The 25,303-nt window shown below is 60.8% G+C and carries 21 protein-coding genes; 4 read left to right on the top strand and 17 right to left on the bottom strand.

What is annotated here, in order from left to right; genetic code table 11:
• Nucleotides 1-27 precede the first annotated feature (27 nt).
• The 3 genes from ACJ8J1_RS17240 to yqhD all read right to left on the bottom strand — a co-directional run bounded on the left by ACJ8J1_RS17240 (nt 28) and on the right by yqhD (nt 3,050).
• On the bottom strand, nt 28-633 hold the full coding sequence (locus tag ACJ8J1_RS17240; RefSeq protein ID WP_442520385.1) for a transglycosylase SLT domain-containing protein: 606 nt from the start codon (nt 631-633) through the stop codon (nt 28-30).
• A 141-nt stretch (nt 634-774) separates the two neighbouring features.
• A complete protein-coding gene (dkgA, locus tag ACJ8J1_RS17235) occupies nt 775-1,599 on the bottom strand; it encodes a 2,5-didehydrogluconate reductase DkgA (protein ID WP_046687817.1) in 825 nt (274 codons plus the stop codon).
• Between the two features lie 287 nt (nt 1,600-1,886).
• Nucleotides 1,887-3,050: an alcohol dehydrogenase gene (yqhD, locus tag ACJ8J1_RS17230; protein ID WP_046687816.1), complete on the bottom strand. Its 1,164-nt coding sequence runs from the start codon at nt 3,048-3,050 to the stop codon at nt 1,887-1,889.
• A gap of 226 nt (nt 3,051-3,276) precedes the next feature.
• On the opposite strand from yqhD, the gene ACJ8J1_RS17225 reads away from it, so the two are divergent.
• Nucleotides 3,277-4,164: an AraC family transcriptional regulator gene (locus tag ACJ8J1_RS17225; protein WP_202396379.1), complete on the top strand. Its 888-nt coding sequence runs from the start codon at nt 3,277-3,279 to the stop codon at nt 4,162-4,164.
• Between the two features lie 19 nt (nt 4,165-4,183).
• Here ACJ8J1_RS17225 and ACJ8J1_RS17220 read toward each other — a convergent pair whose 3' ends face one another.
• A complete protein-coding gene (locus ACJ8J1_RS17220) occupies nt 4,184-5,212 on the bottom strand; it encodes a zinc-dependent alcohol dehydrogenase family protein (RefSeq protein ID WP_103681879.1) in 1,029 nt (342 codons plus the stop codon).
• A gap of 107 nt (nt 5,213-5,319) precedes the next feature.
• Between ACJ8J1_RS17220 and ACJ8J1_RS17215 the strand changes: the two genes are divergently transcribed.
• Nucleotides 5,320-6,240: a LysR family transcriptional regulator gene (locus ACJ8J1_RS17215; protein ID WP_033644629.1), complete on the top strand. Its 921-nt coding sequence runs from the start codon at nt 5,320-5,322 to the stop codon at nt 6,238-6,240.
• Between the two features lie 10 nt (nt 6,241-6,250).
• On the opposite strand, the gene ACJ8J1_RS17210 is transcribed toward ACJ8J1_RS17215, so the two are convergent.
• A complete protein-coding gene (locus ACJ8J1_RS17210; RefSeq protein WP_033644630.1) occupies nt 6,251-6,913 on the bottom strand; it encodes a DedA family protein in 663 nt (220 codons plus the stop codon).
• Nucleotides 6,914-7,058: 145 nt separating this feature from the next.
• Nucleotides 7,059-8,255: a cystathionine beta-lyase gene (metC, locus tag ACJ8J1_RS17205; RefSeq protein ID WP_033644631.1), complete on the bottom strand. Its 1,197-nt coding sequence runs from the start codon at nt 8,253-8,255 to the stop codon at nt 7,059-7,061.
• A 430-nt stretch (nt 8,256-8,685) separates the two neighbouring features.
• Between metC and exbB the strand changes: the two genes are divergently transcribed.
• Together exbB and exbD are read left to right on the top strand one after the other, a co-directional pair.
• Nucleotides 8,686-9,663: a tol-pal system-associated acyl-CoA thioesterase gene (gene exbB, locus ACJ8J1_RS17200; protein ID WP_080273417.1), complete on the top strand. Its 978-nt coding sequence runs from the start codon at nt 8,686-8,688 to the stop codon at nt 9,661-9,663.
• A gap of 3 nt (nt 9,664-9,666) precedes the next feature.
• The gene (gene exbD, locus ACJ8J1_RS17195; RefSeq protein WP_004937307.1) at nt 9,667-10,089 is read left to right on the top strand and encodes a TonB system transport protein ExbD; all 423 of its coding nucleotides are present in this window, start codon (nt 9,667-9,669) and stop codon (nt 10,087-10,089) included.
• 56 nt (nt 10,090-10,145) lie between these two features.
• On the opposite strand, the gene ACJ8J1_RS17190 is transcribed toward exbD, so the two are convergent.
• The 11 genes from ACJ8J1_RS17190 to ACJ8J1_RS17140 all read right to left on the bottom strand — a co-directional run bounded on the left by ACJ8J1_RS17190 (nt 10,146) and on the right by ACJ8J1_RS17140 (nt 24,889).
• A complete protein-coding gene (locus ACJ8J1_RS17190) occupies nt 10,146-11,189 on the bottom strand; it encodes a LacI family DNA-binding transcriptional regulator (RefSeq protein ID WP_033644632.1) in 1,044 nt (347 codons plus the stop codon).
• A 21-nt stretch (nt 11,190-11,210) separates the two neighbouring features.
• The gene (locus tag ACJ8J1_RS17185) at nt 11,211-12,620 is read right to left on the bottom strand and encodes a sucrose-6-phosphate hydrolase (RefSeq protein WP_033644634.1); all 1,410 of its coding nucleotides are present in this window, start codon (nt 12,618-12,620) and stop codon (nt 11,211-11,213) included.
• Complete coding sequence (locus ACJ8J1_RS17180; RefSeq protein ID WP_033644635.1) at nt 12,620-13,990, bottom strand: sucrose-specific PTS transporter subunit IIBC; 1,371 nt, start codon at nt 13,988-13,990, stop codon at nt 12,620-12,622. The genes ACJ8J1_RS17185 and ACJ8J1_RS17180 overlap by 1 nt, the downstream gene beginning before the upstream one ends.
• Before the next feature lie 63 nt (nt 13,991-14,053).
• The gene (locus tag ACJ8J1_RS17175) at nt 14,054-15,463 is read right to left on the bottom strand and encodes a carbohydrate porin (protein ID WP_033644920.1); all 1,410 of its coding nucleotides are present in this window, start codon (nt 15,461-15,463) and stop codon (nt 14,054-14,056) included.
• Between the two features lie 195 nt (nt 15,464-15,658).
• Complete coding sequence (locus tag ACJ8J1_RS17170) at nt 15,659-16,585, bottom strand: aminoimidazole riboside kinase (protein WP_033644636.1); 927 nt, start codon at nt 16,583-16,585, stop codon at nt 15,659-15,661.
• Between the two features lie 197 nt (nt 16,586-16,782).
• On the bottom strand, nt 16,783-18,906 hold the full coding sequence (locus tag ACJ8J1_RS17165) for a TonB-dependent receptor family protein (protein ID WP_033644638.1): 2,124 nt from the start codon (nt 18,904-18,906) through the stop codon (nt 16,783-16,785).
• A gap of 160 nt (nt 18,907-19,066) precedes the next feature.
• Complete coding sequence (locus tag ACJ8J1_RS17160; protein ID WP_033644639.1) at nt 19,067-20,203, bottom strand: ABC transporter substrate-binding protein; 1,137 nt, start codon at nt 20,201-20,203, stop codon at nt 19,067-19,069.
• A gap of 86 nt (nt 20,204-20,289) precedes the next feature.
• On the bottom strand, nt 20,290-22,437 hold the full coding sequence (locus tag ACJ8J1_RS17155; protein WP_033644640.1) for a phosphocholine-specific phospholipase C: 2,148 nt from the start codon (nt 22,435-22,437) through the stop codon (nt 20,290-20,292).
• Nucleotides 22,438-22,560: 123 nt separating this feature from the next.
• Nucleotides 22,561-23,400 (bottom strand): NADPH-dependent 7-cyano-7-deazaguanine reductase QueF, encoded by an 840-nt coding sequence (queF, locus tag ACJ8J1_RS17150; protein WP_033644641.1) that lies wholly within the window; start codon nt 23,398-23,400, stop codon nt 22,561-22,563.
• Nucleotides 23,378-24,274 carry a queuosine precursor transporter gene (locus tag ACJ8J1_RS17145; RefSeq protein WP_033644642.1) on the bottom strand — a complete coding sequence of 299 codons (897 nt, stop codon included), beginning with the start codon at nt 24,272-24,274 and terminating at the stop codon, nt 23,378-23,380. The genes queF and ACJ8J1_RS17145 overlap by 23 nt, the downstream gene beginning before the upstream one ends.
• Nucleotides 24,275-24,889: a helix-turn-helix domain-containing protein gene (locus tag ACJ8J1_RS17140; RefSeq protein ID WP_033644644.1), complete on the bottom strand. Its 615-nt coding sequence runs from the start codon at nt 24,887-24,889 to the stop codon at nt 24,275-24,277.
• Nucleotides 24,890-25,303: the final 414 nt, after the last annotated feature.

Raw genomic sequence — 25,303 nt, 5'->3', positions numbered from 1 at the left:
TCGGGTTCTCCTTTTTACTTTGGCTAATTACAACCGTTCGTAAGCGGCTTCCACTTTCATCAAATGGCGCGGCGCCTGCGGGGCGGGATGGTATTTGCGCACGTGCCTGTTAAAGGCTTCCGGCGACAGGTTGTTAATCATCGCGATCGCCTGCTGGCGGTTGCTGGAGAAGGTGCGCAGCAGCGCCCCGGTACCGTTGACGTAGGCGATGATGGTGGCGTAGCGCAGCGTGACGGGATTGGCGATCCCTTTAAGCTGTTGTTTTTGCAAGGTGGCCAGATAGGCGGCGCCGAGATCGATATTGGTGTCGGGATCCCGCAGGTCATCGTCGTCCGGGCAGCCGCGTTTGCCTTTGTAGCGGTAGGCGTCGCAGCCGGCGGTATCGGCTTTCAGCTGCATCAGACCGATCGCATTGGATCTGCTCACTGCGGAAGGGTTGAAGCCGGACTCCACCTGGATCATGGCGGTGATCAGCTTGGCGTCCACGCCGTATTCGCTGGCGGCGTCTTGAATGGCGCTATCGAAGGCGTGGCGATCGTAGCTGACGCGCTGTTTCTTGCCGGCGCAACCCGCCAGCACCAGCATGATGCAAAGCATGCCCAGCCGTGACCCGTGTGAGAAAGAGAATTTCATGGTGCTCCGTGCTTGTCTGTTTTTTAACGGCGTTAACCGGTGGCCGGAGCCTCCGGCGTCGTCATCATAACGTCAGGCGGCGCAAAGGAGCAATGTGCGGGAAGGAAAAGCCCCCTCCGGCGGGAGAGGGCTTGAGGGGGGTTACAGGGTATCCGGATCCGGCCCCAGGCGGTTGCCGACGTCCAGCTTGGCGATCTCGCCCAGTTCGTCCTTATCGAGTTTGAAATCAAACACCTCGAAGTTTTCGCGGATGCGCGACGGCGTGACCGATTTCGGGATCACGATAAGGCCGCTGTCCAGGTGCCAGCGCACCACGATCTGCGCCGGAGTCTTCTCGTATTTCTCGGCCAGCGCCTTGATCAGCGGCTGGTCGAATACCCCTTCACCACCCTGCGCCAGCGGGCTCCAGGATTCGGTGGCGATATGGTGCGTGGCGTTCCAGGCGCGCAGCTGGCGCTGTTGCAGCAACGGGTGCAGCTCGATCTGGTTGACGACCGGCGCCACGTTGGTTTCATCCAACAGACGCTGCAGGTGCGGCGTATGGAAGTTGCACACGCCGATGCTTTTCACCAGACCTTGTTCGCGCAGTTTGATCAGTTCGCGCCAGGCGGAGACGTATTGATCCTGCTGCGGGCGCGGCCAGTGGATCAGATACAGATCCACGTAGTCCAGCTTGAGCTTTTCCAGACTGGTTTCCAGCGCCGCCAGCGGATCGCCCTGATCGTCGTTCCACAGTTTGGTGGTGATGAACAGGTCGCTGCGCGGCAGCGCGCTGGACTGCAGCGCGGCGCCGACGCCTTCCTCGTTCTTGTAGATCGCGGCGGTGTCGATGGAGCGGTAACCGATCTCCAGCGCTTTGCTGACCGCGTGGGTGGTCTCTTCAATACTCGCCTGCCAAACGCCGAGACCCAACTGCGGCATCAGATTACCATCGTGGAGTTTGATGATGGGTTGTTGCGTTGTCATGCGCATCTCCTTGTGTACGGATTGCGGCGCCTGCGGCACCGAAACGGCTATAGATAAATTCTAGTTGGCAAAATGGGCGGTTGCCGGGTTTGCCAGCCTAATTTCAGCGGTGGCGGGAGGGCGATTTTCTCCCCGCTCTCCCTGCGAATGAGCGGTAAGACGAAGGGTACGAAACGAGCGGCGGCGCGCTGAGGCGCCCGACTGCGCCCGGCGATCGGCCGAGCGCAGAATGCGGCGAAAAATGGCTGGCGAAGACTAAAGCCTAGCAAAAAATCGCCGTTTTGCGATTAACGCGCCGCTTCATAAATGCGGCGGCTGACGTCCAGGGTGATGTCCTGATGCTCGCCCAGGGCGGTCATGCCGTGCTGCTGCAGCTTGTCGAGCAGCGCGGGAATGCTGCTGCCGTCGAGCTGATAATCCGCCATGCGGGTCGGCACGCCCATCTGCTCGAAGAAGGCGCGGGTGGCGGCGATCGCGTCGTCGATTCGGCTGTCTTCGCTGCCTTCGCGCAGGCCCCAGACGCGTTCAGCGTACTGCAGCAGCTTTTCGCGTTTCTGCGCTTTCTTCTCGTGCAGCAGCGCCGGCAGCACGATGGCCAGCGTTTGCGCGTGGTCGAGGTCGTGCATGGCGGTCAGCTCATGACCCAGCATGTGGGTCGCCCAGTCCTGCGGCACGCCGGCGCCGATCAGGCCGTTCAGCGCCATGGTGGCGCTCCACATCACGTTGGCGCGCACCGCATAGTTCTCCGGCTCGGCCAGCGCGCGCGGGCCGTCTTCCAGCAGGGTCAACAGCAGGCCTTCGGCGAAGCGATCCTGCACCTTGGCGTCGACCGGGTAGGTCAGATACTGTTCCAGGGTGTGTACGAAGGCGTCGACCACGCCGTTGGCTACCTGGCGCGGCGGCAGCGAGTAGGTCACCACCGGATCCAGTACGGCGAAGCGCGGCTGCACCAGCGGTGAGAAGAAGTGCTGCTTGTCGCCGCTGCTCTTCCGGGTGATCACCGCGCCGCTGTTGGATTCTGAACCGGTGGCCGGCAGCGTCAGCACGCAGCCCATCGGCAACGCGTCAGTGATGTGGCTGCCGACGGTCTGCAGAATATGCCAGGCATCGCTGTCGGCCGTATAACGAGCCGCGGCGGCGATGAACTTGGTGCCGTCAACCACCGAACCGCCGCCGACCGCCAGCAGGAAATCGATGTTTTCCGTTTTCACCACCTCGACCGCTTTCATCAGGGTTTCGTAGGTCGGGTTAGGTTCGATGCCGGAGAATTCCCGCACGTCGCGGCCGGCCAGCGCGCTATACACCTGGTCGAGCACGCCGTTTTTCTTCACGCTGCCGCCACCGTAGGTGATCAGAATGCGCGCGTCCGCCGGGATCTGGCCGGCCACTTCGGCGATTTGCTGCTTGCCGAACAGGATTTTGGTTGGGGTATGCAGAATGAAGTTTTGCATGGCTGATTTCTCTCTTTCTGTCAGGCGGGCGCCAAAGCGGCGCAAAGGTTTCTGGCCCGTATTGTCAGCAACCTGGCGGTAACGCACAATGCACATTCCTGTTTGGTTCTTGCCTATTTCTACAGATGACTGTAGAAATAGAGAGTTTTAAATTATGATTTATGCCGAATCGTTCTGACTGTAAGAGGGTGTTTCCGTGACTGAAATCGATGCGCTGCGCAGCCGCATGGCGCGCCAGGCGATGGCTATCGCCACCGGCAACGGCTATACGCCGTCACCGGTGCCGCGGGTGAAGATCCTGTATGTCGATCGCCACTGCCCGCGCCAGCCGGTGATGTACGAACCGGGGATCGTCATCATCTTTCAGGGGCACAAGGTCGGCTATTGCGGCAACAAGGTGTTCCAGTACGATCCGCGCAACTACCTGCTGATGACGGTGCCGCTGCCGTTCGAGTGCGAAACCTTCGCCAGCCCGGAGCTGCCGCTGGTTGGATTGGCGGTCAATATCGATACCCAAATGCTGCAGGACTTGCTGATCGACATCGGCGACGACGACTACCTGATGCAGCCGCGCGCGGAGAGCAACGGCGTAAACCTGGCCGAGCTGACGGAAGAGCTGTTGTGCGCCACCGAACGTCTGCTGGACGTGATGGCCAAGCCGCTCGACGCTCGGGTGTTGGGGCCGCAGATCGTACGCGAGATCCTCTACTACGTGCTGCGCGGCGCCTGCGGCGCGTCGCTGCAGGAGCTGGTCAACCGTCATACCCATTTCAGTCAGATCGCCAAGGCGCTGCGGCGCATAGAAAATCAGTATGCCGAGAGCCTCAACGTCGAGCAGTTGGCCGGCGAGGTCAACATGAGCGTGTCGGCGTTTCACCATAACTTCAAGGCGGTGACCAACACCTCGCCGCTGCAGTACGTGAAGTCGTACCGGCTGCACAAGGCGCGTTTGCTGATGGTGCATGATGGCCTGAAGGCCAGTACCGCGGCGATCCGCGTCGGCTACGAGAGCGCGTCGCAGTTCAGCCGTGAATTCAAACGCCTGTTTGGCGTCACGCCGGGGGATGAAGTCGCCCGGCTGCGCGACGCCAATCCGCTGATGCTGGAGGGGTGAGCCGCCGCCGGGCGGCGGGCTATGGGGTTAGCACGATCTTGCCGAACGGGCCGCGATCGAGGTGATCCAACGCCTGCGGCAGTTGATCGAGCCGGTATACCTGGTCGATCACCGGCTGCAGGTTGACGGCGTCCACGGCGCGCACCAGATCTTCCAGCGCGCGGCGGTGGCCGACGCCGATGCCCTGGATCTCCGCCGATTTCAGCAGCAGCAGGCCGGCGGGGGCGGAGATCTCGGCGCCCGCCAGCACGCCGATCACTGAGATGCGGCCGCCCATCGCCACGGCGCGCACCGAGTTGCCCAAATTCGGGCCGCCGACGGTATCGATCACATGGTCGATGCCGCGATCCTGCGTCAGCGCATAAATCGCCTCCACCCAATCGCCGTCCAGCCGGTTGATGCCATGATTGGCGCCCAATGCCAGGGCTCGCGCCAGCTTTTCATCGCTGCCGGAGGTGACATAGACCTCCGCGCCGTGGGCTTTGGCGATCTGCAGCGCGAACAGCGCCACGCCGCCGGTGCCTTGCACCAGCACCGTCTCGCCGGCATGCAGTTTGCCCTGTTCCACCAGCGCGAACCAGGCGGTCAGCCCGGCGCAAGGCAGGGTGCTGGCCTGCACGTCGTCCAGCGACGCCGGCGCCGCCACCAACCAGTCTTCATGCAAAATCACGTATTCCGCCAGCACGCCCTGATAGAAGCCGCCAAGGGTGTGGTAAGGCACCTGGCGCGCATTGCCGTACGGTTTTTGCCGGCCGTCGATCCAGCCGGGGCTGAAGGTAGAAATGACCCGGGCGCCGGGTTGGAAACGGCTGACGCCGGGCCCGACGGCGTCGACCTCGCCGGCCATGTCCGAGGCGGGGGTGAACGACTGCGGCAGCGTCAGCCCCATGCCGCTTTCAATCATCATTTTGTCGCGGTAGTTGAGCGCTACCGCCTTCACTTTCACTCTGATCTCGCGCGGCCCCGGCTGCGGGATCGCGTCGGTGGTCAGCTGCAGGTGTTCACGCCCCAGGGCGTCCATCGTCCAGCGTTGCATCGTGTCGGTCATGATGTTCTCCAAAGTCTGCGATTAACGACCTGTCGATAATATCGTTGATGAAGGTTCGCCAGTGGCGATAAGATTTCCGCAGATTGTTTCTTTTAGAGCGACAAACCATGAGCGATCGATTGAGCGGCATTTCGGTATTCGTCACCGCCGTGGAGGCGGGCAGTTTTGCGTTGGCGGCCAGTCGGCTGCACCTGTCGCGCTCGGCGGTGGGGAAAACGATCGCCCGGCTGGAACAGCGGCTGGGCGTGCGGCTGTTTCATCGCACCACCCGCAGCCAGAGCCTGACCGACGATGGCGCGTTGTTCTATGAGCGTTGCCTGCGGGCGCTGGAGGAGATCCGCGGCGCGGAAACGCTGCTGGAGTCGGGCAAGCGGCAGGTCAGTGGCCGGCTGCGGGTATCGATGCCGGTGTTGTTTGGCCGCATGTGCATCGCGCCGCTGCTGACCGAGCTGACGCGTGAGCATCCCGGCCTGGAGCTGGAGCTGTCGTTCAGCGATCGGGTGGTGGATCTGATTGAGGACGGTTTCGATATGGCGATCCGCAACGGCACGCTGGCCAACAGCAATGGGCTGGTGGCGCGGCGCATCGGCGATCACCGCATGACGCTGTGCGCCTCGCCGGCCTATCTGCAGCGGTGCGGCGAACCGCACAGCATTGAGCAACTGGCCCAGCACGAGGCGGTGGCCTATATGCGCGCCGGCGCGCGGCGCAGCTGGCGGGTGCTGGACGAGAACGGCGAGCCGCAGGAAGTGATGCCGAATAACCGATTGCAGATGGACGATTTGCAGGCGATTGCGGATGCGGCGACGGCCGGGTTCGGCATCGCCTGGCTGCCGTGTTGGCTGGTGCGTGAGCAGCTGTTGAGCGGGGCGCTGGTGCGCCTGCTGCGCGATCGGCCCGGCGCCGCCTTTGAAGCGCATGCGGTGTGGCCGCACACGCCTCACCTGCCGCTGAAGGTGCGGCTGGCGGTGGATACGTTGGTGAGCAAGTTGCCGCCTCGCCTGGCGTTGGTCGAGAAAGCGCTGTAGCGCGCCGGGATCAGGAAGAGGAGGCGCGTTTTTTACGCCAGACCACCAGCATGGCGCCGAGCAGGCCGACGAACAGCAGCAGCAGCGGCAGCAGCATCAGGCCGGTCATCACCTGGCTTTCGTGGCGTTTCACCAGCGGAATTTGGCTGAAAGCGTAGCCGAGGCCGACCAGCGCGCAGACCCAGATCGCTGCGCTCAGCCAGTTGAAAACCTGGAAGCGCGAGCTGTTGAGCCCGGAAATGCCGGCCATGGTCGGCAGCAGCGTGCGCACGAAGCCGAGGAAGCGGCCGATCAGCAGCGCCGTCAGCCCGTGGCGGTTGAACAGGTTATGCGCGCGCTGATGGTATTGCGCCGGCAGTTGCAGCAGCCAGCCTTTCACCAGGCTGGTGTGGCCCAGCCAGCGGCCCTGGATATAGCTCAGCCAGCAGCCGAGGCCGGCGGCGGCGGTCAGAATCAACAGGGTGGGGGCAAAGCCCATCACGCCTTTGGCGATCAGCGCGCCCGACAGCAACAGCAGGCTATCACCGGGGAGGAAGGAGGCGGGCAGCAGTCCGTTTTCCAAAAACAAGGTGGTGAAAAGTACGGCGTAAACCACCCAAATCACGCTGGGATCGGCGAGGGCGATGAAGTCCTGCTGCCAAAGCGCATGAATAATCTCTCGTAATACATCCATTTTATGTCCTGTTGCATGCCGGTTGCGCCCGGGGTCACGTTCTCCAGGATGCGGCGGTTACCGTATCTGACAGTTACCCGGTTAGTGTACCGCTAATAGCTTAAGCCGACATTAAACGAGACGAAGAAAATTACCGGAATCCGCCTTAGCGCACGCCGTTGAGGCGATCGAAGCCGGCCGCCAGATCGGCGATCAGGTCTTCGACGTTCTCCAGACCGATATGCAATCGCACCAGCGTGCCGGAAAAATCGACGCCGCCCGCCGGGCGGATCGCTTCCAGTTCTTCCGGCTGATTGGCCAGGATCAGCGACTCGAAGCCGCCCCAGGAGTAGGCCATGCTGAAGTGGCTGAAGTTGTCCAGGTAAGCGGCCAGCTGCGCCTCATCCAGCCGCTCTTTCAGCACGAAAGAGAACAGCCCGTTGCAGCCGCTGAAGTCGCGGCGGTAGAACGCGTGGCCCTTGCAGCTGGGCAGGGCCGGGTGATTGACCGTCGCCACCTCCGGCCGTTCGGCCAGCCAGTTGGCGACCTCAATGCTGCTGCGTTCGTGCTGCTTGAGCCGCACGCTCAGGGTGCGCAGGCCGCGGCTCGCCATGTAGGCGGTGTCGGCATCCACCATCTGCCCCATTAGATAGGAGTACTCGCGCAGTTGCTCCCAACAGCGCGCGTTGGCGACGGCGGTGCCGAGCATGTAATCGGAATGGCCGATCAGGTATTTGGTGCCGGCCTGAATGGAAATGTCGATGTCGAAATCCAGCGCCTTGAACAGCACGCCCGCCGCCCAGGTGTTGTCTATCATGATCACCACGTCCGGCGCCACGGCGCGAATGGCCTGCACCATCGCCGGGATATCCTGCACTTCCAGGGTGATGGAGCCGGGGGACTCAAGGAACACCACGCGGGTATTGGGTTGGATAAGCGTGGCGATGTCGGCGCCGATCAGCGGATCGAAATAGGTGGTGCTGACGTTCATGCGGCCGAGGATGTGGGTGCAGAAGTCCTGGGTCGGTTCATACGCTGAGCCGGTGACCAGCAGGTGATCGCCGGCGCCGACGAACGACAGGATCGCATTGGCCACCGCCGCCGCGCCGCAGGGGTACAGCACGCAGCCGGCGCCGCCCTCCAGCTCCACCATCGCATCCTGCAGCGCGAAGTGGGTCAGCGTGCCGCGTCGGCCATAAAACAGCTCGCCGTGGGCGCGTTGCGCGGTGGCCTGTTTTTTGGCGGCGACGGAGTCGAAGACCAGGGAAGAGGCGCGTTGAGTCACGGGGTTGACGGAGCCCTGGGTGTAGCGTTTGCCGCGGCCGGCGCCGATCAGCGTGGTTTCGATGTGTTTTGACGTCATGGTACCTGGCTCACCTCTGGTTGCTCTGCACTGCCCGTTTGCGATAGCCCTTACGTTAGCATGAGTTATTATAGCCATCCAGACGTTTTAACTTCTGGATATAGAAACGGCTATAATTGGCTGCCGCCCGCGCATTTTTCGCGTCATCCTTCTGCCGAGCGGCCAGAGAGAAGCCCATTCATCGGTCGAGACGCCGTTCGGCAGCGTGGCGTTGTTGCGCCGTTGTGGGAGAAAAGTAACGAAATCGCCCTATAAAAGGGGCTTTTAGCGGTGAACGGGCGTAGATTGGCGTTTGGTTGCGGAGGTGTCTAAAATTTTCTCGTTTATTTGGTAAATAATAATGAGAACTACTATCAATCCCCGGTTGGTTTGATATGATCGCACGCTGAATTATTCCTTAATTTTGATCGGTAATGGGTGGAGGCACAGCGTGAAAACGGCTGGCAAGAATTTAAATCAAGGATCGTTCGGCCAGGGCCGGGCGCAGTGGGGCAAGGCCTTTGGCCGCAGCCTGATGGCTTCTATGGTGCTGGTTGTGGGGCTGGCCGGCAGCGCGCAGGCAGCGCCGGCGGCCAATCCGGCCGTTACCGAAAGCGTTGCGCCGACCACCGCGCCTGCACCAGCAGCCGCTGCGCCGGAAAGCATCACGCCGGTGAACCCGGCACCGACGATCCAGCCACCGGAAACCCGCGGCATGGACCTGTCCATTTGGGGCATGTACCAGCACGCCGACGCGGTGGTGAAAGCGGTGATGATCGGCCTGGTGCTGGCGTCTATCGTGACCTGGACCATTTTGTTCGCTAAAGGCAGCGAACTGCTGCGCGCCAAGCGCCGTCTGCGCCGCGAGCAGCTGGCGCTGGCCGAAGCGCGCTCGCTGGATGAAGCTTCCGAGCTGGCGCAAAACTTCTCCGCGGAGAGTGTCAGTGCGGTGCTGCTGAACGATGCGCAAAATGAGCTGGAGCTGTCTGCGGAATCCAACGACAACAACGGCATCAAAGAACGCACCGGTTTCCGTCTCGAGCGCCGCGTGGCGGCCTACAGCCGCAACATGGGCCGCGGCAACGGCTTTCTGGCCACCATCGGCGCCATCTCGCCGTTCGTCGGCCTGTTCGGTACCGTATGGGGCATCATGAACAGCTTCATCGGCATCGCCCATTCGCAGACCACCAACCTGGCGGTCGTGGCGCCGGGCATCGCCGAGGCGCTGCTGGCAACCGCAATGGGCCTGGTGGCGGCGATCCCGGCGGTGGTGATCTACAACATCTTCGCCCGCGTCATCAGCGGCCATCGCGCCCAGGTGGGCGACGTGGCGGCCCAGGTCTTGCTGCTGCAGGGCCGCGATCTGGATCTGGCCGCAACGGCGGAAGCCAAGCGCTCACAGCACGCACATCAACTGCGGGCGGGGTGAGTCATGGCGATGCGCTTAAATGAAGATCTGGACGACAGCGGCGAACTGCATGAAATCAACGTGACGCCGTTTATCGACGTCATGTTGGTGCTGTTGATCATCTTTATGGTGGCCGCGCCGCTGGCAACGGTAGATATCCGCGTCGATCTGCCGGCTTCTTCCGCCAAGCCGCAGCCGCGGCCGGAAAAACCGGTCTTCCTGTCGGTGAAGGCCGACAAGCAGCTCTACGTCGGCGATCAGCCGGTGAATGCCGATCAGCTGACCTCGGTGCTGGATCAACGCACCCAGGCTAACAAAGAAACCACCATCTTCTTCCAGGCGGACAAGAGCGTGGACTATGAAACGCTGATGAGCGTGATGGACACCCTGCGTAAAGCGGGTTACCTGAAAGTGGGGCTGGTGGGTATGGAAGGCGCCGCCAAGTAGCGGCAGCAAAACGATAAAGGGCGCTCAGGCGCCCTTTTTTTACGGCTAAAGAGATGTCACGCCTTTGCCAGCAAATCCCTGGAACCGGCATGGCGCCAGTGGATGCGGCCCGGCAGATACAGCGCGTTCTGTTCCAGCGGCCGCTCGTCGATAAGCGCGGTGACATTGTCGAAGCTATGTTGCGCCAGTGCCAGGCAGTCTTGCGCGACCGTGTCTATCTTCAGCGTCATGCAGTCGAACAGGTAGTGATCGTCGAAGCTGCACAGGTGAATGTCGCTCTCCATCAGCTGATGCTGAGTCAGATATCGCAATACGCCTTCCAGCAGGCCGCAGGCGGCGGTAAACAGCGCTTTGGGCGGACGCCCTAACTGTGCGCACAGCTGAGCGAACATCTCGTAACCTGAGCTGGGGTGATAGTTGCCGTTGATGATCCATTCCGGTTTGCACGTTACGCCGGCGCGCTCCAGGCCAAGCTGGAAGCCGGCCAGGCGATCGCGGGTCGGCGAAATGCGCGGCTGCCCGCCGAGAAAATAGATCTCATCCGGATGTTGGCGCGCGACCGTTTCCACCAGGTCGGCGGTCGAATTGACCGAATCGGTGATCACCAGCGGCAGTTCGGAGCCGGCGATCAGGCGATCCATCTGCACCACCGGCAGCCCGGCGTTGATCTTCTGGTATTCTGCGTCGTTCAACTGGCTGGAGGCGACGATCAAGCCGTCCACCTGCCGCTGTACCAGACTGTTCACCGCCATCATCTCCTGCGCCGGGTTTTCATCGGTGCAGGCGATCAACAGCTGCAGGCCAGCTTCGCGGCACAGCGTTTCCAGCTCGCGTGAAATCACCGCAAAGCCGTAGTTGGTCATCTCCGGCACCACCAGCCCCAGCGTGTGGCTGCGGTTGGAGCGCAGGGAGCGGGCGTGGATGCTGGGCTGATAATGGTGCTCGTGCGCCAGCGCCAGAATGCGGTCGCGGGTGTCGTCGGACACCCGGTATTCCTTGCTGCGGCCGTTCAGCACCAGGCTGGCGGTCGATTTCGACACCCCGGCCAGCGTGGCGATGTCACTGATGGTAATGCGTTTATTTTTTTTCACTGACGCCATCTGAAGTCATCGGAGGATGCGTCATTCTAGCATGCATGGCGTCAGCGGCCAGTATTCCAACGCCAGCGGCGCGTTTCCGGACAGCCGCAGTTGCGGCTCAATGGCCGGGAAGTAGCGCGCGCTCATCACGGCCTCGCCGTGGTTGATGAAGATCTCCACGCTGGAACGATCGAACAGCAGCTGCAGATGCGTGACCGGGCCGCGCCAGTAACGGTGCTCCGGCTGGCCGTCGGCCAGGGAAGCGCGCGTCAGCCGCAGCCTTTCGCCGTCCCAGTTCAGCGTCATTGCGTCGCCAAAGGCGGCGTTGAACGCGCCCTGCGGCGCCAACTGCAGCTCCGCGGCCCCCAGCGCGCAGGCGGGGGCGCCATCGGCGCGGCCCTGCCAGCATGTTCGTTCGCCGCGCAGCTGTTGCAGCTCGCGCGCCGGACGCTGCTGGAGGCGGCCATGCCGCAGCGACAGCTCGCGCGGGCAGGTCATGGTGTGGATCCAGCCGTAGCGGCGCGTCGGATGGGCTTCTTCATCTTGCTCGGGCACGCCCATCCAGCCGAACAGCAAGCGGCGGCCATCTTCCGCCAGCGTCGTCTGCGGCGCATAAAACTCGAAGCCGGCGTCCAGTTCGCGGAATTCGCCGTGACGGAAGGCCGCCTGGCGGTAATCCAGCTTGCCGATCAGATAACCGGCCTGATAGCGATTGAGGTAGCGTTCCGGCTGCGGCGTCAGCCCCTGCGGGCAGCAGATCAACACGTCGGCGTCGTCCAGCGAGAACAGATCCGGGCACTCCCACATGTAGCCGAATTCGCCTAAGCCGTTCAGGCCGGAACCGGCGATCTCGCCCAACGGTTGCCAGCCGCGCAGATCGGCGGAGCGCAGTAACAGCACCTTGCCGCGATCCTGCAAGTCCCGCGCGCCGAGTACCATGTACCACGCATTCTGATGACGCCACACTTTCGGATCGCGTACGTGCCCGCTGTAGCCCGCCGGCAGCGGCAGCACCGGCCCGAGTTTGCGGTACTCGTCCCGATCGCTTTCCTGAGCCAGGCACTGGTAAGCGGTGCGTGAGCCATCGGGGAATTTCACGTTGCCGGTGTAGATCAGCGTGATTTTGTCTTCCGCCACCACCGCCGAGCCGGAGTAACAGCCGTGGCTGTCGTAACAGGCGCCCGGCGCCAGGGCGATCGGCTGATGCGCCCAACGCAGCAAGTCGGTCGACTGCCAATGTCCCCAGCACTTGTTGCGATGGTCGCAGCCCAGCGGATTCCATTGATAGAACAGATGATAAACGCCGTTGTGCTGAATGAAGCCGTTGGGATCGTTCAGCAGGCCAACGCTGGGCGCCAGATGCCAGGCCGGGCGGTGCGGATCGCGCAGCGCGAGTGGCAGGCCGTTCATGACCGCCCGCAGTGCCTGTTTGATTAAGCTGAGCTCCTCCATCATTGCGCGTCCGTTTTATATTTCAGCAGCAGGGAGAGGGCGAAGGCGCTGCCAAACGCGATCGCCAGGCCGATGATATAGCTGACCAGCGAACTGGCCTGCACGATCGCCATGCCGGGGATCGCCGTCAGCCCGACCGCGTTCATGCCGACATGATTGGCCACCACCCAGGCGCCGCCGAGCGCGCCGCCCGCCAGCGCCGCCAGGAACGGTTTCACGAAGCGCAGGTTGATGCCGAACAGCGCCGCCTCGGTGATGCCGAGCATGGCGGAAAAGGCTGAAGGCACCGCGATGGCTTTGATTTTGGCATCGCGCGTTTTGAAATACACCGCCAGGCAGGCGCCGCCCTGAGCGATGTTGGCCATCGACCAAATCGGCAGCAGGAAGTTGACGCCGATGTTGGGGTTGCCGAGCAGCCCGGCCTCCACCGCGTGGAAGCTGTGATGGATGCCGGTGATGACAATGGCGGAATAGAGGCCGCCGAACAGCAGGCCGGCGAACCAACCGGCATGGGCGATCAGCGTGCTGAGCACGAAGGAGATGCCGTCGCCCAGCGCCCGGCCGGCGGGGCCGATAAACAGCAGGGCGACAAACCCGGAGATCACGACCGTCAGGAACGGCGTCAGGATCAAATCCAGCGCGTTGGGGATCACCTTGCGCAGGCGTTTTTCCAACAGGCTCATGAACCACACCGTCAGCAGCACCGGAAATACCGTGCCCTGATAGCCGATCATGGCGATCTCCAGACCGAAGAAGTTCATGGTATGGAACCCTCCGGCGACGCCCCAGGCGTTGGTCAGCGCCGGGTGCGTCAGAATGCCGCCGAGCGTGGCGCCCAGATAGGGGTTGCCGCCGAATTCGCGGGCGGCGGTGAAACCGATCAGAATCGGCAGGATAATGAACGCCGCCGAGCTGAACATGTTCAGCATCACGAACAGCGCGCTGTCGGCATCCGCCCAACCATAGGTTTTCACCATGCCGAGCAGCCCCATCAGCAGGCCGGAGGCGACGATGGCCGGGATGATCGGCACGAAGATGTTCGACAGCAGGCGGGCGATGCGCTGCAGCGGGTTGAGCTTTTTCGCCGCGATATCGGCGGCTTCGGCCTTGCTGGATTCGCTGACGCCTGCCGCCTTGATGAATTCCGCATGCACCTTGTTGACCAGCCCGGTGCCGAAGATCACCTGGATCTGACCGGCGTTGCTGAAGCAGCCTTTGACGCCGTCCAGTTTGCCGATGGCCTCTTTGTCCACCTTGCTGTCGTCCACCAGCACCAGGCGCAGGCGCGTGGCGCAGTGGGCGGCGCTGGCGATGTTCTCTTTACCGCCGAGCAGCGGCAACAGCGCGTTGGCGGTTGCGGTAATGTCCATGTTGTCCCCTTGCTGAATTAAAATGCCGCCGCGCTCTGCGCGGCGGAAATACGTTCATCGATGTCAGAAGAAATACTTGAATCTGGCGCGCACGCCATAACGCTGGTCGTTGTCGCCGTTGGCGATCTTGTTCTCGGCGTTGGCTTCCAGCAGCGAAACATAGGCGCCTAAATACACATTGAAATTCTTCATATTCATAATGTTAGGTATCTGATACGACGCGTGAACGGTGTGGATGTCGTAGTTGCCCGGCTCGCTGAGCGGATTGTGGATATCGGCGGCGATCCCGGCGGTATTGAACTCTTTGATGTTGTTGTGCGCATAGATATAACCCAGTTCGAAGCGCCGCCACAGCACGTTGACGCCGGCGGTCAAGTCCTGCTCGCCGGCGGCGTCCAGGTAGGCGGTGCTCAGGTTGGCCACCACGCCGTTATCCGGATCGGCCGCGTTGGTGTTCCAGCTCATGGTCATGCCGTAGCCGTTGCGCTTGGATTGATCGACGAAGCGGCCCTGGCTGTCCTGATAGCCGTAGGCATTATTCACCACGTTGCTTTCCATCGCCGCCGCGATGCTGAAGGCCTCTTTCTTCCAGGCGATCACCGGGCGCAAATAGGCGACGTTTTTCTTATTGTTCAGCGCATTGCCGTGGTAGCTGTTGTCCTGGAACAGTGAGGTGCCGTCTTCCACCAGCGTGTTCAGTTCGAAATAGACATCCCCGGCGTATTTGCTCAACATCAGGTTTCCGCCGCTGCTGCTGCGGCCACGGCCTTCTTTCATCATATAGATATAGCCAAAGCCGTCAGCGTAAAGATCGTTGGCGGTGTTGCCTGAATACTGAATGAAAGTGTCCTGATTCAGCGGGAACATGTCGTAGGCTTCGAAGCGGCCGATTTTGGTTTGCCAGTTCTTTTCATTGCCGAAGAAGAAAGCGGCGTCGTCCAGGTTCATTTTGCCGGTCATGTCCGCCAGCGGCTGGACGCTGAAACCGGAGAAGTTGCCGTCCGGATTGCGGCGATAGCCGTCCAGCCCCACCAGAATACGGCCGTTGATATCCCAGCGCTCTTTGTTGCCGGGTTTCCAATCCTTGTGATCGCTGCCTTTCAACGACGTCAGTTGGCCGCTGCGGCTGGCGCCGTCCAGATTGAACTCCACGTCGCCGTATAGCTTCAGATCGTTGAAGCCGTTCAGTTTCAGCGCGCCGGTTGCGGGGGATTGCGTTTCCAGCGCGGCGGCGCGTTGCGCGACCCGCGCGGTTTGCCGCTCGGTGCTGGCGGTGCGCTGCTCCAGCTGTTGCGCCTGGCGTTCCGCCGCCGTGGCGCGGGTTTCAGCCTGAGCGGCGCGCTGTTCCGCCTGCGCCAGACGTTGTTCCAGCGCGTTAAGACGCGCCTCGATACTGCCGTCGCCGGAGGCCGCAGCGGCAGAAGTGGAGAGGAAAAGCCCTGTTGTTATCGCCAAATAGCTGAGTTTTTTCATCATCGTCTATCATCCGGGAAGGGTTGTTATTATTTTTTGCTAAATTGCTAAACCGGTTTTTCATGGCGAAAGATAACGATCGAGAAGCGGACTGGCAATCAAGTTTGCTAACCCGATTCAGCTATTGTGATCGAGTGCGCAAATCGTGGGGTTAAAAGACCACGGCGCCCAGGGGATCGCCGTGGATGCAGGGGATCAGCGCAGAAAAGCGGCGAGCTCTTCGGCGCGGGGCAGGGCGGTCATGGCGCCTTTGGCGGTGGTGGCCAACGCGCCGCAGGCCTGAGCCTGGGCGATAATCGCCGGCCATTGCGCTTCTTGCGGCAATGCGTGAAGGCGCGCCAGCGCCGCTAACAGCCCGGCGACAAACGCGTCGCCGGCACCGGTGGTATCGACCGGCACGACAGGCGCCGCGCGGAAATGACGCAGCCGTTGGCCGTCATGCACGTAGACGCCGTCGCCGCCCAGCGTGACCAGCAACAGGCGCAACGGGTAGGTTTGCATCATCCAGCGGATGCCGTTCTCCACATCGTCAAGATGGCTGATGAAAACCAGCTCTTCGCGCGACAGTTTCACCACGTCCGCCAGCAGCAGCGCCTTTTGCAGGCAGGGGCGCAGCGCTTCCGGCTGACGCCAGACCTCTTCGCGGATGTTGGGATCGAAACTGACCCGGCCGCCGACTGCCCGCATGCGTTCCATCGCCGTAAAGGCCGTGCTGCGGCTGGGCTCCTGCGACAGCGCGATGGAGCAGAGGTGCAGCCATTCGCCCCGTTGGAAAGCCGGCAGATCGTCGGGCTGCAAAAACAGATCGGCGCTGGGCTGCACCATAAACGTGAATGAGCGCTCACCGTGCTGATCGAGATCCACCACCACCGTGGAGGTGTGGTGTTCGGGATCCGAAAGCATATGGTCAATATCCACCCCTTCTTCGCTCAGCACCTGCTGCAGAAAGGCGCCGAAGCTGTCTTGCCCCACTCGGCCGATAAAGGCGCTGTCGCCGCCCAAGCGGGCGACGCCCACCGCCACGTTAGCCGGCGCGCCGCCGGGGCATTTAAGATAACTGTTTGAATTTTCTGGCACCAAATCGACCACTGCGTCGCCCAGCACCCATACGCGATTCGCCATGCTTAATCCCTGTTTCTACCGATGTCTGATGGGTGGCTAAAATAGAAGAACCGGTTTAGCAAAGCAATGAAATAATGCGTCAGGCGTTTGGGGAGTGAGGAAGATCAAAAAATAGGGCGGGTCAGGCGCAGGAAATACCGCCCGCGATGCGAGCGGGCGGTATGGATGAACGAAGCGCCTGTAGTGGGCGCTGGGCGTCAGAATGCGACGGAACCCTGCACGAAGAAGGTGCGCGGTTCACCGACGTACTTGCCGAAGTTATTGTCGTTGGAGCGGGTAAAGTAGCGCTGATCGAACAGGTTTTTCACCCCGGCGCCCAGCGTCAGGTTCGATAGCTGCGGCCCGAAATTATATTCCCCGCGCATGTTCCACACCATGTAACCGGCGATATTGCCGAATTGACCATCGGCGCTTTCCTGCGTGACGTACTCCGGCCCGGTGCCCGGCGAATGCTGTTTGGACTGCGCGTAACCGTCCAGATTCCATACCCAGTTGCCGGTGGCGTAGCGCGTGCCGACGGTATAGACCTGGCGCGAGTAGAACGGCAGGTCTTTACCGGCGAAGTCGCCCTTGTCGGTGCTGGCCTTGGTGTAGGTATAGCTGGTGTAGACGCTGGCGCCGTCGAGCGCGCGGTTCAGCTCGCTGAGATCGTAGCTGAGCGCCAGCTCGATGCCTTTGTGCTTGGTGGCGCCCATGTTGGTCCAGCCCACATCGTTGCTGATGTATTGCAGCTGATTATCGAAGTCGATATAGAACAGCGTGGCTTCGGCCTTGACCACGGTGTCGTCGTAGCGGGTGCCGAACTCATAGGTATGCGCTTTTTCCGCCGTCAGCCCCGGCGCAGGCTGGTTGCCGTTGCCGCCTTTGGTCAGCTGGAAGTACTGCATGCTGCCGAACGAGGTGTTGGCGTTGGCGAACAGTTTCCAGGCGTCGGACAGGTGGTACATCACGTTCAATGACGGCAGCGGTTCGCTGTAGCTTTTCTCGCGGCTGATGTTGTTGAACGAATCGTCCACGTGGGTGCGAATGCTTTCATAACGCAGGCCCGGCGTGACCGTCCAGTTGCCGACGTTAATGGTATCGTCGATATAGAACGCGTTGGCTGCGGTGCCGCCGGAGGTGTGCTGGTAATAGTCCGGGGTATCCGGCGTGGCGCCGACATTCGCCGGGTTATACCAGGCCGAACGCGACGCCTTTTCATCCATGGTTTCATTCAGGTAGCGGTAACCGAGGGTGATCTCGTGCGCCATATCCCAGAAGCGAAACAACTGCGAATAGCTTGGTTCGATCGCCCAGGTCGAATAGTGGCGCGGATAGGACACCATGCGCCGCAACCCGGCATTTTTGCCGGTGCCTTCCGACTCGATGTTGCTGCCGCGGTAGCTGTCGGTGAAGTAGGTCAACACTTCGAACTGTTTGTCGTCTTCCTGATGTTTGTATTTGAACGACATATCCTTGCGGCGGCCTTCGAACTGGTCCCAGGGACGCGTGGACTGGAACGGGTTCTGCGCGTATTGCGCGCTGCTCAGGCCGCCCGGCATGCCGGCTTTGGCGTCGTAGTAGTGGAAATTGGCCAGCAGTTCGTCACGATCGGTGAACGCATAACGCGTTTTCAGCATGAAATCGTCGATGTCGGTGTTGTCGTTGTTGTCGCGGTAGCCCTGGCCGTGCAGGCCGGAGTAAAGCAGCTCGGCGCCGAAGCCGTTATCTGCGGTGCCGCCCACCGAGGCGCTGGTCAGGGTCTTCAGGCCGCCGTGGCTGGCGCCCTGAGTTTGCACGCCGGCGGTGCCGCCAAACGCTTTTGGAATGTCGCGGGTGACGAAGTTGATCACGCCGCCGACGTTTTGCGGCCCGTAACGCACCGCGCCGCCGCCGCGCACCACGTCAACCGATTGCAGGTTGCCGATCGACAGCGGCGCCATCGACAGCTGTGGCTGGCCGTAAGGCGCGACGGCCAACGGAACGCCGTCCATCAGAATGGTGGATCGCGGAGAAAGGCGTGAGGTCAGGCCGCGCACGCCGACGTTGAGCGAAATGTCGCTGCCGCCGGTGCCGTTGCTGTCGCGCACCTGCACGCCGGGCACACCGCGCAGGCTGTCGGCGATGGTTTGGTCGCCTTGCTCATGCATCTGCTGCTGAGTGACGATGGATCGCGCGCCCGGATGGTTGAGCAGCACCGAACTGGTATCAGGGTTGTCCAGCCAGTTGCCGACGACGGTTACCGTATCGGCATCGTTTTGAGATGAGTTATCAGCAGCAAGGATGGGGAAAGCAACGGCGATAGAGGTCGCCAGCAGGGAGAGGCGAAAAAGAATTGACATAATAATGCCTTAGAAGTTTCAGACCCGGATGTGTTTTTTTAGAAACGACAATCTTAATGATAATTATTGGCAAGTAAATAGAATTGTTATGGAATAGTTAAGCGGGTAACTACATGAAGGATGCCGGTAGCAGGGCCCGGTTGGCGGGCCCTGGCGGGGATTATTGCGGCGTAAGCCAGAAGACCCCGCTGTAATCCAGCGCGGTGAATTTCTGGTGCACGCTTTCGATATCCGCTTGCGGATCAATATCTTTAAACAGCGCCGGGTGCAGGAATTTGGCGATCGCCTCGACCGCGATAAAGTTGAGCGGCGTGTCGTAAAATTGATGATAAATCGCCATCACGCGTTTTTCTTTCACCGCTTTCAACACGTTAATGCCGGTGCGATCCAGCAGATGCGCCAGTTTCTTTTGGCTGGTGGCCATATCGGTGGTGTAGCCCAGCGGCACGGCCAGCGTACCGCGATGGCCACGGCTCCAGTCGGCGCCGGTCAGCAGATAGAAATCCGGATTGCTGGCGATCACCTGTTCGACGTTCACTTCACCGCCCATGTCTGAAAACAGTTTGCTGCCGATATTGTCGCCGCCGGCGGTATCGATAAACTGCCCGAAGCTGCCTTTGCCGAAGGTATTGCAGCACTGCTCGCCTTTGATGCCGGCGCTGCGTTCGATGAAGACGCTGGGGCGCTGCTCCGGTTTCAGCGTGGCGACGCGCTGGCGCACCAGCTCGAGGCGTTGCTGATAGAAACGGATAAAGGCGTCGGCGTTGGGCTGCTCGTCAAACACTTTGCCCAACAGCGCCATGCTGGCGACGGTGTTGGTCAGCGGCTGCTGGCGGAAATCGATGATCAGCACCGGGATGCCGACTTTTTCCAGCTGGGTCAGTACGCCGCTGTCTTTCAATTTGCTCAGCAGACCGATGTCGAAAATGATCAGGTCCGGTTGGCGCACCACCGCGCTCTCCACGCTGAAGTCACTGGTGTAGGGGTTGTCGAAGGTGGGGATTTGCATGACCTGCGGGAATTTTTTCGCATAGGCCTCAACCAGATCCGGCGCTTTGACCTTCAGCGAGTTGTCCCAGGCGATGATGTTTTTCAGCGGCTCCTGCGGATGCAGAATATTCAGCGCCAACAGCGCTCGGGCGTCGGCCAGGATAACGCGCTTGGCCGGTTGCGGCAGCGTAACCTGACGGCCGGCGACATCGGTAACGACGATCGGCGCGGCTTGAGCGGCGCCGGCCAACAGCAAAACGCAGGCGGCCAGCCAGCGGCCGGCTTTGGCGATAAGAACAGCGGACATGGAGATCCTTGAGTAATCGGCTAGGAACGAGAACGCAATGATAAGCGATATCCTTTCGCTTTTTGAACCTCTTCGCTGTCGATAGGCTACTCCTGGCCCATCAGCGGGTCGCTGACGCTGTGTTCGCCATCCTCCAGTCGGCCTGCCAGGCGGCGCCGCCAGCCTCCGGCGCTGTGCAGCGCAAGATCATACCAACCGCCGCTGGCGCGGGCGTCAAACGTTTGGCGGTGGCTGCCGCCCGCAGGCAGCGTGATGGGCCACGGGCCTTGTTGCGAGTAAGGGCAGCGGTCGAGAGTGACCGTCACCGTTTCGGCACCCGGGTTATCCAACTGCAGCAGCAGGCTGCGGCCCGTCGGGCGCAAACGCACTTCCGGCTGCGGCCGGCTCAGCGCGCCGCGCATTTCACGATGAAAACCGTTGGGGCCGAGCAGCCACAGATGGTACTCGTCCTCCGTCTGCCAATCGTCGCTGACCGCCTTGCCGGCCTCGACGGTATAGCGGCGCGGGATCTGCGTCAGATCTCGCCGGTCGTAGACGTGAAACACCGCCCCTTGCTCGCCGGTATTGAACAGGTTCAGCGTTACGCGCCGCTGCTCGGCCGCGACGCTGGCCTCGACGTGCAGCTGATAGGGCAGTGCGCGAGAAGGGCGCGCCAGGCGGCGTTGGTGTGGCAAACGCTGGCGGGCGGGCGGCGGCAGCGGCACCTGCGGCAGCTGTTCCTGACGCTGGCGCAGGCCGTCGGCGGCGTGGCGGCTGGTGGCGGGCAGGCTCGGCAATGCTTCGCCGTTAGGATCGACAAAGTTGAACGCCGAAGTGAGATCGCCGCACACCGCGCGGCGCCAGGCGCTGATGTTGGGTTCATGCACCTGAAAGCGCTTTTCCAAAAATTGCAGCACCGAGGTGTGATCGAAAACCTGTGAATTGACCCAGCCGCCGCGGCTCCAGGGCGACAGCACCAGCATCGGGACCCGCGGGCCGGGGCCGTAGATGCGGCCGTCCGGCGGCGGTTGATCCTGCGAACCGGGCGGCGCCACGTGCTGGAAGATCTCGGTATCGAACGGTACGGTCGATTTACCGGCGAAGCTGCCGTCTTCGCGCAGCGACGGCGCGGAAGGCGAAGGCATATGGTCAAAAAAGCCGTCGTTTTCGTCGTAGTTGACCAGCAGGACGGTTTTACTCCACACCTCCGGGTTGTCGGTCAGCGCGTTGAGGATCTCTTGGGTGAACCAGCCGCCCTGCACCGGGCTGGAGGGATCGGGATGTTCCGAATAGGCCGCCGGCGCGATGATCCAACTGACCTGCGGCAGTTTGCCCTGCTGCACGTCGGCGCGGAATCCGGCCAGCATGGCGTCCAGGTCGTTGCCGTCGGCGGCCGGCAGGGTGTTGCCGTTGCCTTTGTAGAGCGGTGCGGCCTCGTTGAGCGCATCGCTATAAGGCACGAAAGCGTTGAAGTCTTTCGACGGCCGCGCCGGGTTGCCCACTTGAATGCTGGCGGCGCGGTATTGGCGAAAACCCGCCAGCGGGTTGTCGGTAAAGTTGTCCGGCAGGAATTGGTATACCTTCCAACTGACGCCGCTCGCCTCCAGCCGTTCCGGATAGGTGGTCCACCGGTAGCCGATCTCTGCCGGGCCGGGGCTGTCCCATTCGTTGACCACTACCGCCACGTCGGCGGCGGACGGGCCGTTGGTGCCGGTCCAGTGGAACAGCCGATTGGTGTTGGTGCCGGCGTGGATGGAGCAGTGATAGGCATCGCACAGGGTGAAGGCGTTGGCCAGCGCGAACTGGAACGGCAGCTCCTGCTGGCGGTAGTAGCCCATCGAGGCAGGCGTTTTGTAGGTGGGCCAGGCGCTCATGCGGCCGTGATCCCAGGCGGCTTGCTCATCCACCCACGAGTGCGGCGTGCCGGTGACGCGCTGGGCGTTGCCGCGTTTGCTGTCCAGATGGTAGGGCAGCACCAGCCGTTCGGCGCCTTGTTGCTGCCAGACCAGGCGATCGCCGGGCAGTGGAATGGTAAATCGATCGCTGAAGCCGCGCACGCCCGGCAAGGTGCCGAAGTAGTGATCGAAAGAGCGGTTCTCCTGCATCAGGATCACCACGTGTTCGACGTCGCGAAGGGTGCCGGTGCGGTTATTGGCGGGAATGGCCAGCGCTTTGCGAATCGAGGCGGGCAACAGCGAGAACGCCGATCCGATGGCGGCAGCCCGCAGGATGTCTCTGCGAGAAAGGTCAGGCATGCGTCGTTAATCTCCGTCAGTGTGCTTTGAAGATAGCCGCTGACGACGATAATGGCGAAAAATAACAGGGAGATGAAAGCGAGAGAAACAATGCTCCCTGGCGGGAGCATTGGGGGATGAGGCTTACTGTCTGATCAGGCGGCCGAGCGTCGGCGCCGTTTCGAAATCGCTGCGGAAGGGGTTGATGTCCAGGCCGCCGCGGCGGGTGTAACGCGCGAACACGCTGAGTTTTTCCGGGCGGCAGCTCTGCTTGATGTCGTTGAAAATGCGCTCGACGCACTGCTCGTGGAATTCGTTGTGCTGGCGGAAGGAGATCAGGTAGCGCAGCAGGCTTTCGCGATCGATTTTGCGGCCTTCATAGTGGATCACCACGCTGCCCCAGTCCGGCTGGTTGGTGACCAGGCAGTTGGATTTCAGCAAATTGGAAGACAGCGTCTCCGCTACGTGCTCCCCTTGATCGGCCGCGCCGCTCAGGTATTCCGGTTTGAAGGCGAAGTCGTCGACCGCGATATCCAGATCGTCGATGTTGATGCCCGGCAGACGATCGATCTGCGCCGGATAACCTTCCAGACCCGGATAGAGCTTGACGGTGACCTGGCCATTGGCCGCCTGCGACAGATCCTTCTGCATGGCGGCGCTCACCTGTTCCACGCTGTCGAAGCGCGTTTGGTTGAAGCTGTTGAGATACAGCTTGAACGATTTGGATTCGATCAGGTTGGAAGAGGAGTGCGGGAAGGTAAATTCGCCGATCCCCACCACCGGTTTGCCCTTGCCGTTGAGCCACGACAACTCGAAGGCGGTCCACAGATCAAAGCCGCTGAACGGCAGCTGCCGTTCGTCCACGCCGATCAGATCGCGGCCGCGTGCGCGCGGCAAGGCTTCGAGCAATGCGGGAGCATATTGGTCCGGATAATCGGAGTTCGCGCCAAGATGGGTGATCTTATCTTGCTTTTGGATATGCATATTCATTGCCCTTTGCTTGTTCGGTATTGATGTAGCGGTTAAACAGACTGCGGGTGGCGTAAATCGGCCCGACGCCCAGCAGGGCGTAAACCACCTTGATCAGGAACTGAGACAGGATCATGGTTTTGATGATGTCCCAGCTCAGCACGTTGTAGAACGCCAGCGTACAGAACACCACGCTGTCGATGGCCGATGCGATTACGGTGCTGGTGATCACGCGCACGAACAGGTAGCGGGAGTTGGTCAACTCCTTGATCTTGCAAAGCAGATAGGAGTTGACGTTCTCGGAGATCAGATAGGCCGCCGAAGAGGCCACCAGCACCGCCATGATGCTGTGCACGATGCCGTTGTAGGTCTCGCTGTACTCCCACTGTGGAATGCTCGGCACCAGCGTCGTCACCCAGACGCCGAGAACGAAGGTCAGGTTGGCGATGAACGAGATGATGATGGTGCGTCTGGCCAGCCGCAACCCATAGAACTCGTTGAGAATGTCCACCAGGATGAACGTGAGCGGATAGATGAAGATCGCCGGCGGCGTGATGAGATTCAGCACCGGAATTTGGATCGGCTTGACGCCGCACAGCGTCGAGAAGATATAAATCACGCTGAGCGCCACGGTAATAATCAGGTAGGCGTACCAGGAACGTTCATGGCGATCGCTGAGCTCATAGGCGGTTTTTTGTTGATTGTCGCCGTAGAGTTTACGGTACAGCGCCTGCAGCTCGTGCCGGCTCAGATCTTCCGATATTTCGCTGTCGGCCAGCTCATTGAGCCCCATGGTAATGGTTTTGCCGGTGGCCAATACCATGACATTGGCCGCGATGGTGCCATGTCGGGTGAAGCCCAACAGCTTGAACTTCTGATTCGGTTCCATTTATAACCTTTCTCCAACGATATAACCCAGGAATTGCACCGTCTCCTGAAGGCGTTTGTCCATGCTTTCGCTGTCTTTGTCGTCAACCACAAAGAAGCCGCTTTTTCCCGAGTGATACAGCAAAGGTGAATCGCAAATCAGTACCGGCGGACGTTTAATGATAATGACTTCGCCCGGAATGAATGACCCTTTAATTTCGGTCTCTATTTTCATTGCCAACATGTTCGACTCATCGCCGAAGAAATAAGTCAAAGGAAACTCGGTGACCAGTTGCCCGATCTTGCGCTGCGAGACGGCCAGATAGCGCGACTGCGGGATCACCGGAATGGCGGAAGGGTTCTTGTTGCCTTCGGTGGACAACGTTTCGTTGAGCAGCTCCAGTTTTTCCAGATCGTAGTCTTCGATCTCTTCACAGGAGACACCGAAAAAATCGGAAATCCGATTAACGGTGGATTGCTGAACGTTGTTCACTCTTCCATCAAGAATTTTGTATAGGGTAGTGCGCGTCAGGCCGCTGCGGTTGGAAAAGGAAGCCTTGGTTTCACCGCGGGTACGCATTAGATATTCAATATTTTTAATGATGTTGATTTTGCGCTGTGCGTTGGGGGTTTTCATAGGCTGTCCTTACAAACATTACGCTGGCTTCACTATATCTTACGCGTTGGCGTTGTCCAGATAAAAAGGCGCAGGGAATAGGATAACAGACTGATTATTTTCGTTAATTATTGCTTTCTGTCAGCGGCTTGGCGGGGGGCGGGCGACGTGGATGCGGAAGGCGGTTTGGGGAAATGATAAAGCTGTGCAAATCAATTGATTAGCTTTTGCTTATGGAAAAGTGAACACAAAAGCCAATTTTATGTTCACTTTTATGTTGACCAAAGGCGATTTCATGGGCTACTGTTCATGCAAGCTGAAGTTTTTCTTTACGATCAAAACACTGAAGCTAACGACTTTTATAATAAAAAGCTCAGAGGGGGATGTTCCCGCACTCTGAGCATAATGGATAGCTTGCTACCGACACCAGGGACC

This window comes from Serratia sp. CY37869 (genome assembly GCF_052168895.1).
GTDB classification, from domain to species: domain Bacteria; phylum Pseudomonadota; class Gammaproteobacteria; order Enterobacterales; family Enterobacteriaceae; genus Serratia; species Serratia ureilytica.
This window is presented reverse-complemented; position numbering and strand designations above follow the sequence as displayed.

Bases quoted from the DNA above. Each gene is read 5' to 3' on its own strand.
- ACJ8J1_RS17240 (WP_442520385.1), bottom strand. From the start codon at position 633: ATGAAATTCTCTTTCTCACACGGGTCACGGCTGGGCATGCTTTGCATC.
- dkgA (WP_046687817.1), bottom strand. From the start codon at position 1,599: ATGACAACGCAACAACCCATCATCAAACTCCACGATGGTAATCTGATG.
- yqhD (WP_046687816.1), bottom strand. From the start codon at position 3,050: ATGCAAAACTTCATTCTGCATACCCCAACCAAAATCCTGTTCGGCAAG.
- ACJ8J1_RS17225 (WP_202396379.1), top strand. From the start codon at position 3,277: ATGGCGCGCCAGGCGATGGCTATCGCCACCGGCAACGGCTATACGCCG.
- ACJ8J1_RS17220 (WP_103681879.1), bottom strand. From the start codon at position 5,212: ATGACCGACACGATGCAACGCTGGACGATGGACGCCCTGGGGCGTGAA.
- ACJ8J1_RS17215 (WP_033644629.1), top strand. From the start codon at position 5,320: ATGAGCGATCGATTGAGCGGCATTTCGGTATTCGTCACCGCCGTGGAG.
- ACJ8J1_RS17210 (WP_033644630.1), bottom strand. From the start codon at position 6,913: ATGGATGTATTACGAGAGATTATTCATGCGCTTTGGCAGCAGGACTTC.
- metC (WP_033644631.1), bottom strand. From the start codon at position 8,255: ATGACGTCAAAACACATCGAAACCACGCTGATCGGCGCCGGCCGCGGC.
- exbD (WP_004937307.1), top strand. From the start codon at position 9,667: ATGGCGATGCGCTTAAATGAAGATCTGGACGACAGCGGCGAACTGCAT.
- ACJ8J1_RS17190 (WP_033644632.1), bottom strand. From the start codon at position 11,189: ATGGCGTCAGTGAAAAAAAATAAACGCATTACCATCAGTGACATCGCC.
- ACJ8J1_RS17185 (WP_033644634.1), bottom strand. From the start codon at position 12,620: ATGGAGGAGCTCAGCTTAATCAAACAGGCACTGCGGGCGGTCATGAAC.
- ACJ8J1_RS17180 (WP_033644635.1), bottom strand. From the start codon at position 13,990: ATGGACATTACCGCAACCGCCAACGCGCTGTTGCCGCTGCTCGGCGGT.
- ACJ8J1_RS17175 (WP_033644920.1), bottom strand. From the start codon at position 15,463: ATGAAAAAACTCAGCTATTTGGCGATAACAACAGGGCTTTTCCTCTCC.
- ACJ8J1_RS17170 (WP_033644636.1), bottom strand. From the start codon at position 16,585: ATGGCGAATCGCGTATGGGTGCTGGGCGACGCAGTGGTCGATTTGGTG.
- ACJ8J1_RS17165 (WP_033644638.1), bottom strand. From the start codon at position 18,906: ATGTCAATTCTTTTTCGCCTCTCCCTGCTGGCGACCTCTATCGCCGTT.
- ACJ8J1_RS17160 (WP_033644639.1), bottom strand. From the start codon at position 20,203: ATGTCCGCTGTTCTTATCGCCAAAGCCGGCCGCTGGCTGGCCGCCTGC.
- ACJ8J1_RS17155 (WP_033644640.1), bottom strand. From the start codon at position 22,437: ATGCCTGACCTTTCTCGCAGAGACATCCTGCGGGCTGCCGCCATCGGA.
- queF (WP_033644641.1), bottom strand. From the start codon at position 23,400: ATGCATATCCAAAAGCAAGATAAGATCACCCATCTTGGCGCGAACTCC.
- ACJ8J1_RS17145 (WP_033644642.1), bottom strand. From the start codon at position 24,274: ATGGAACCGAATCAGAAGTTCAAGCTGTTGGGCTTCACCCGACATGGC.
- ACJ8J1_RS17140 (WP_033644644.1), bottom strand. From the start codon at position 24,889: ATGAAAACCCCCAACGCACAGCGCAAAATCAACATCATTAAAAATATT.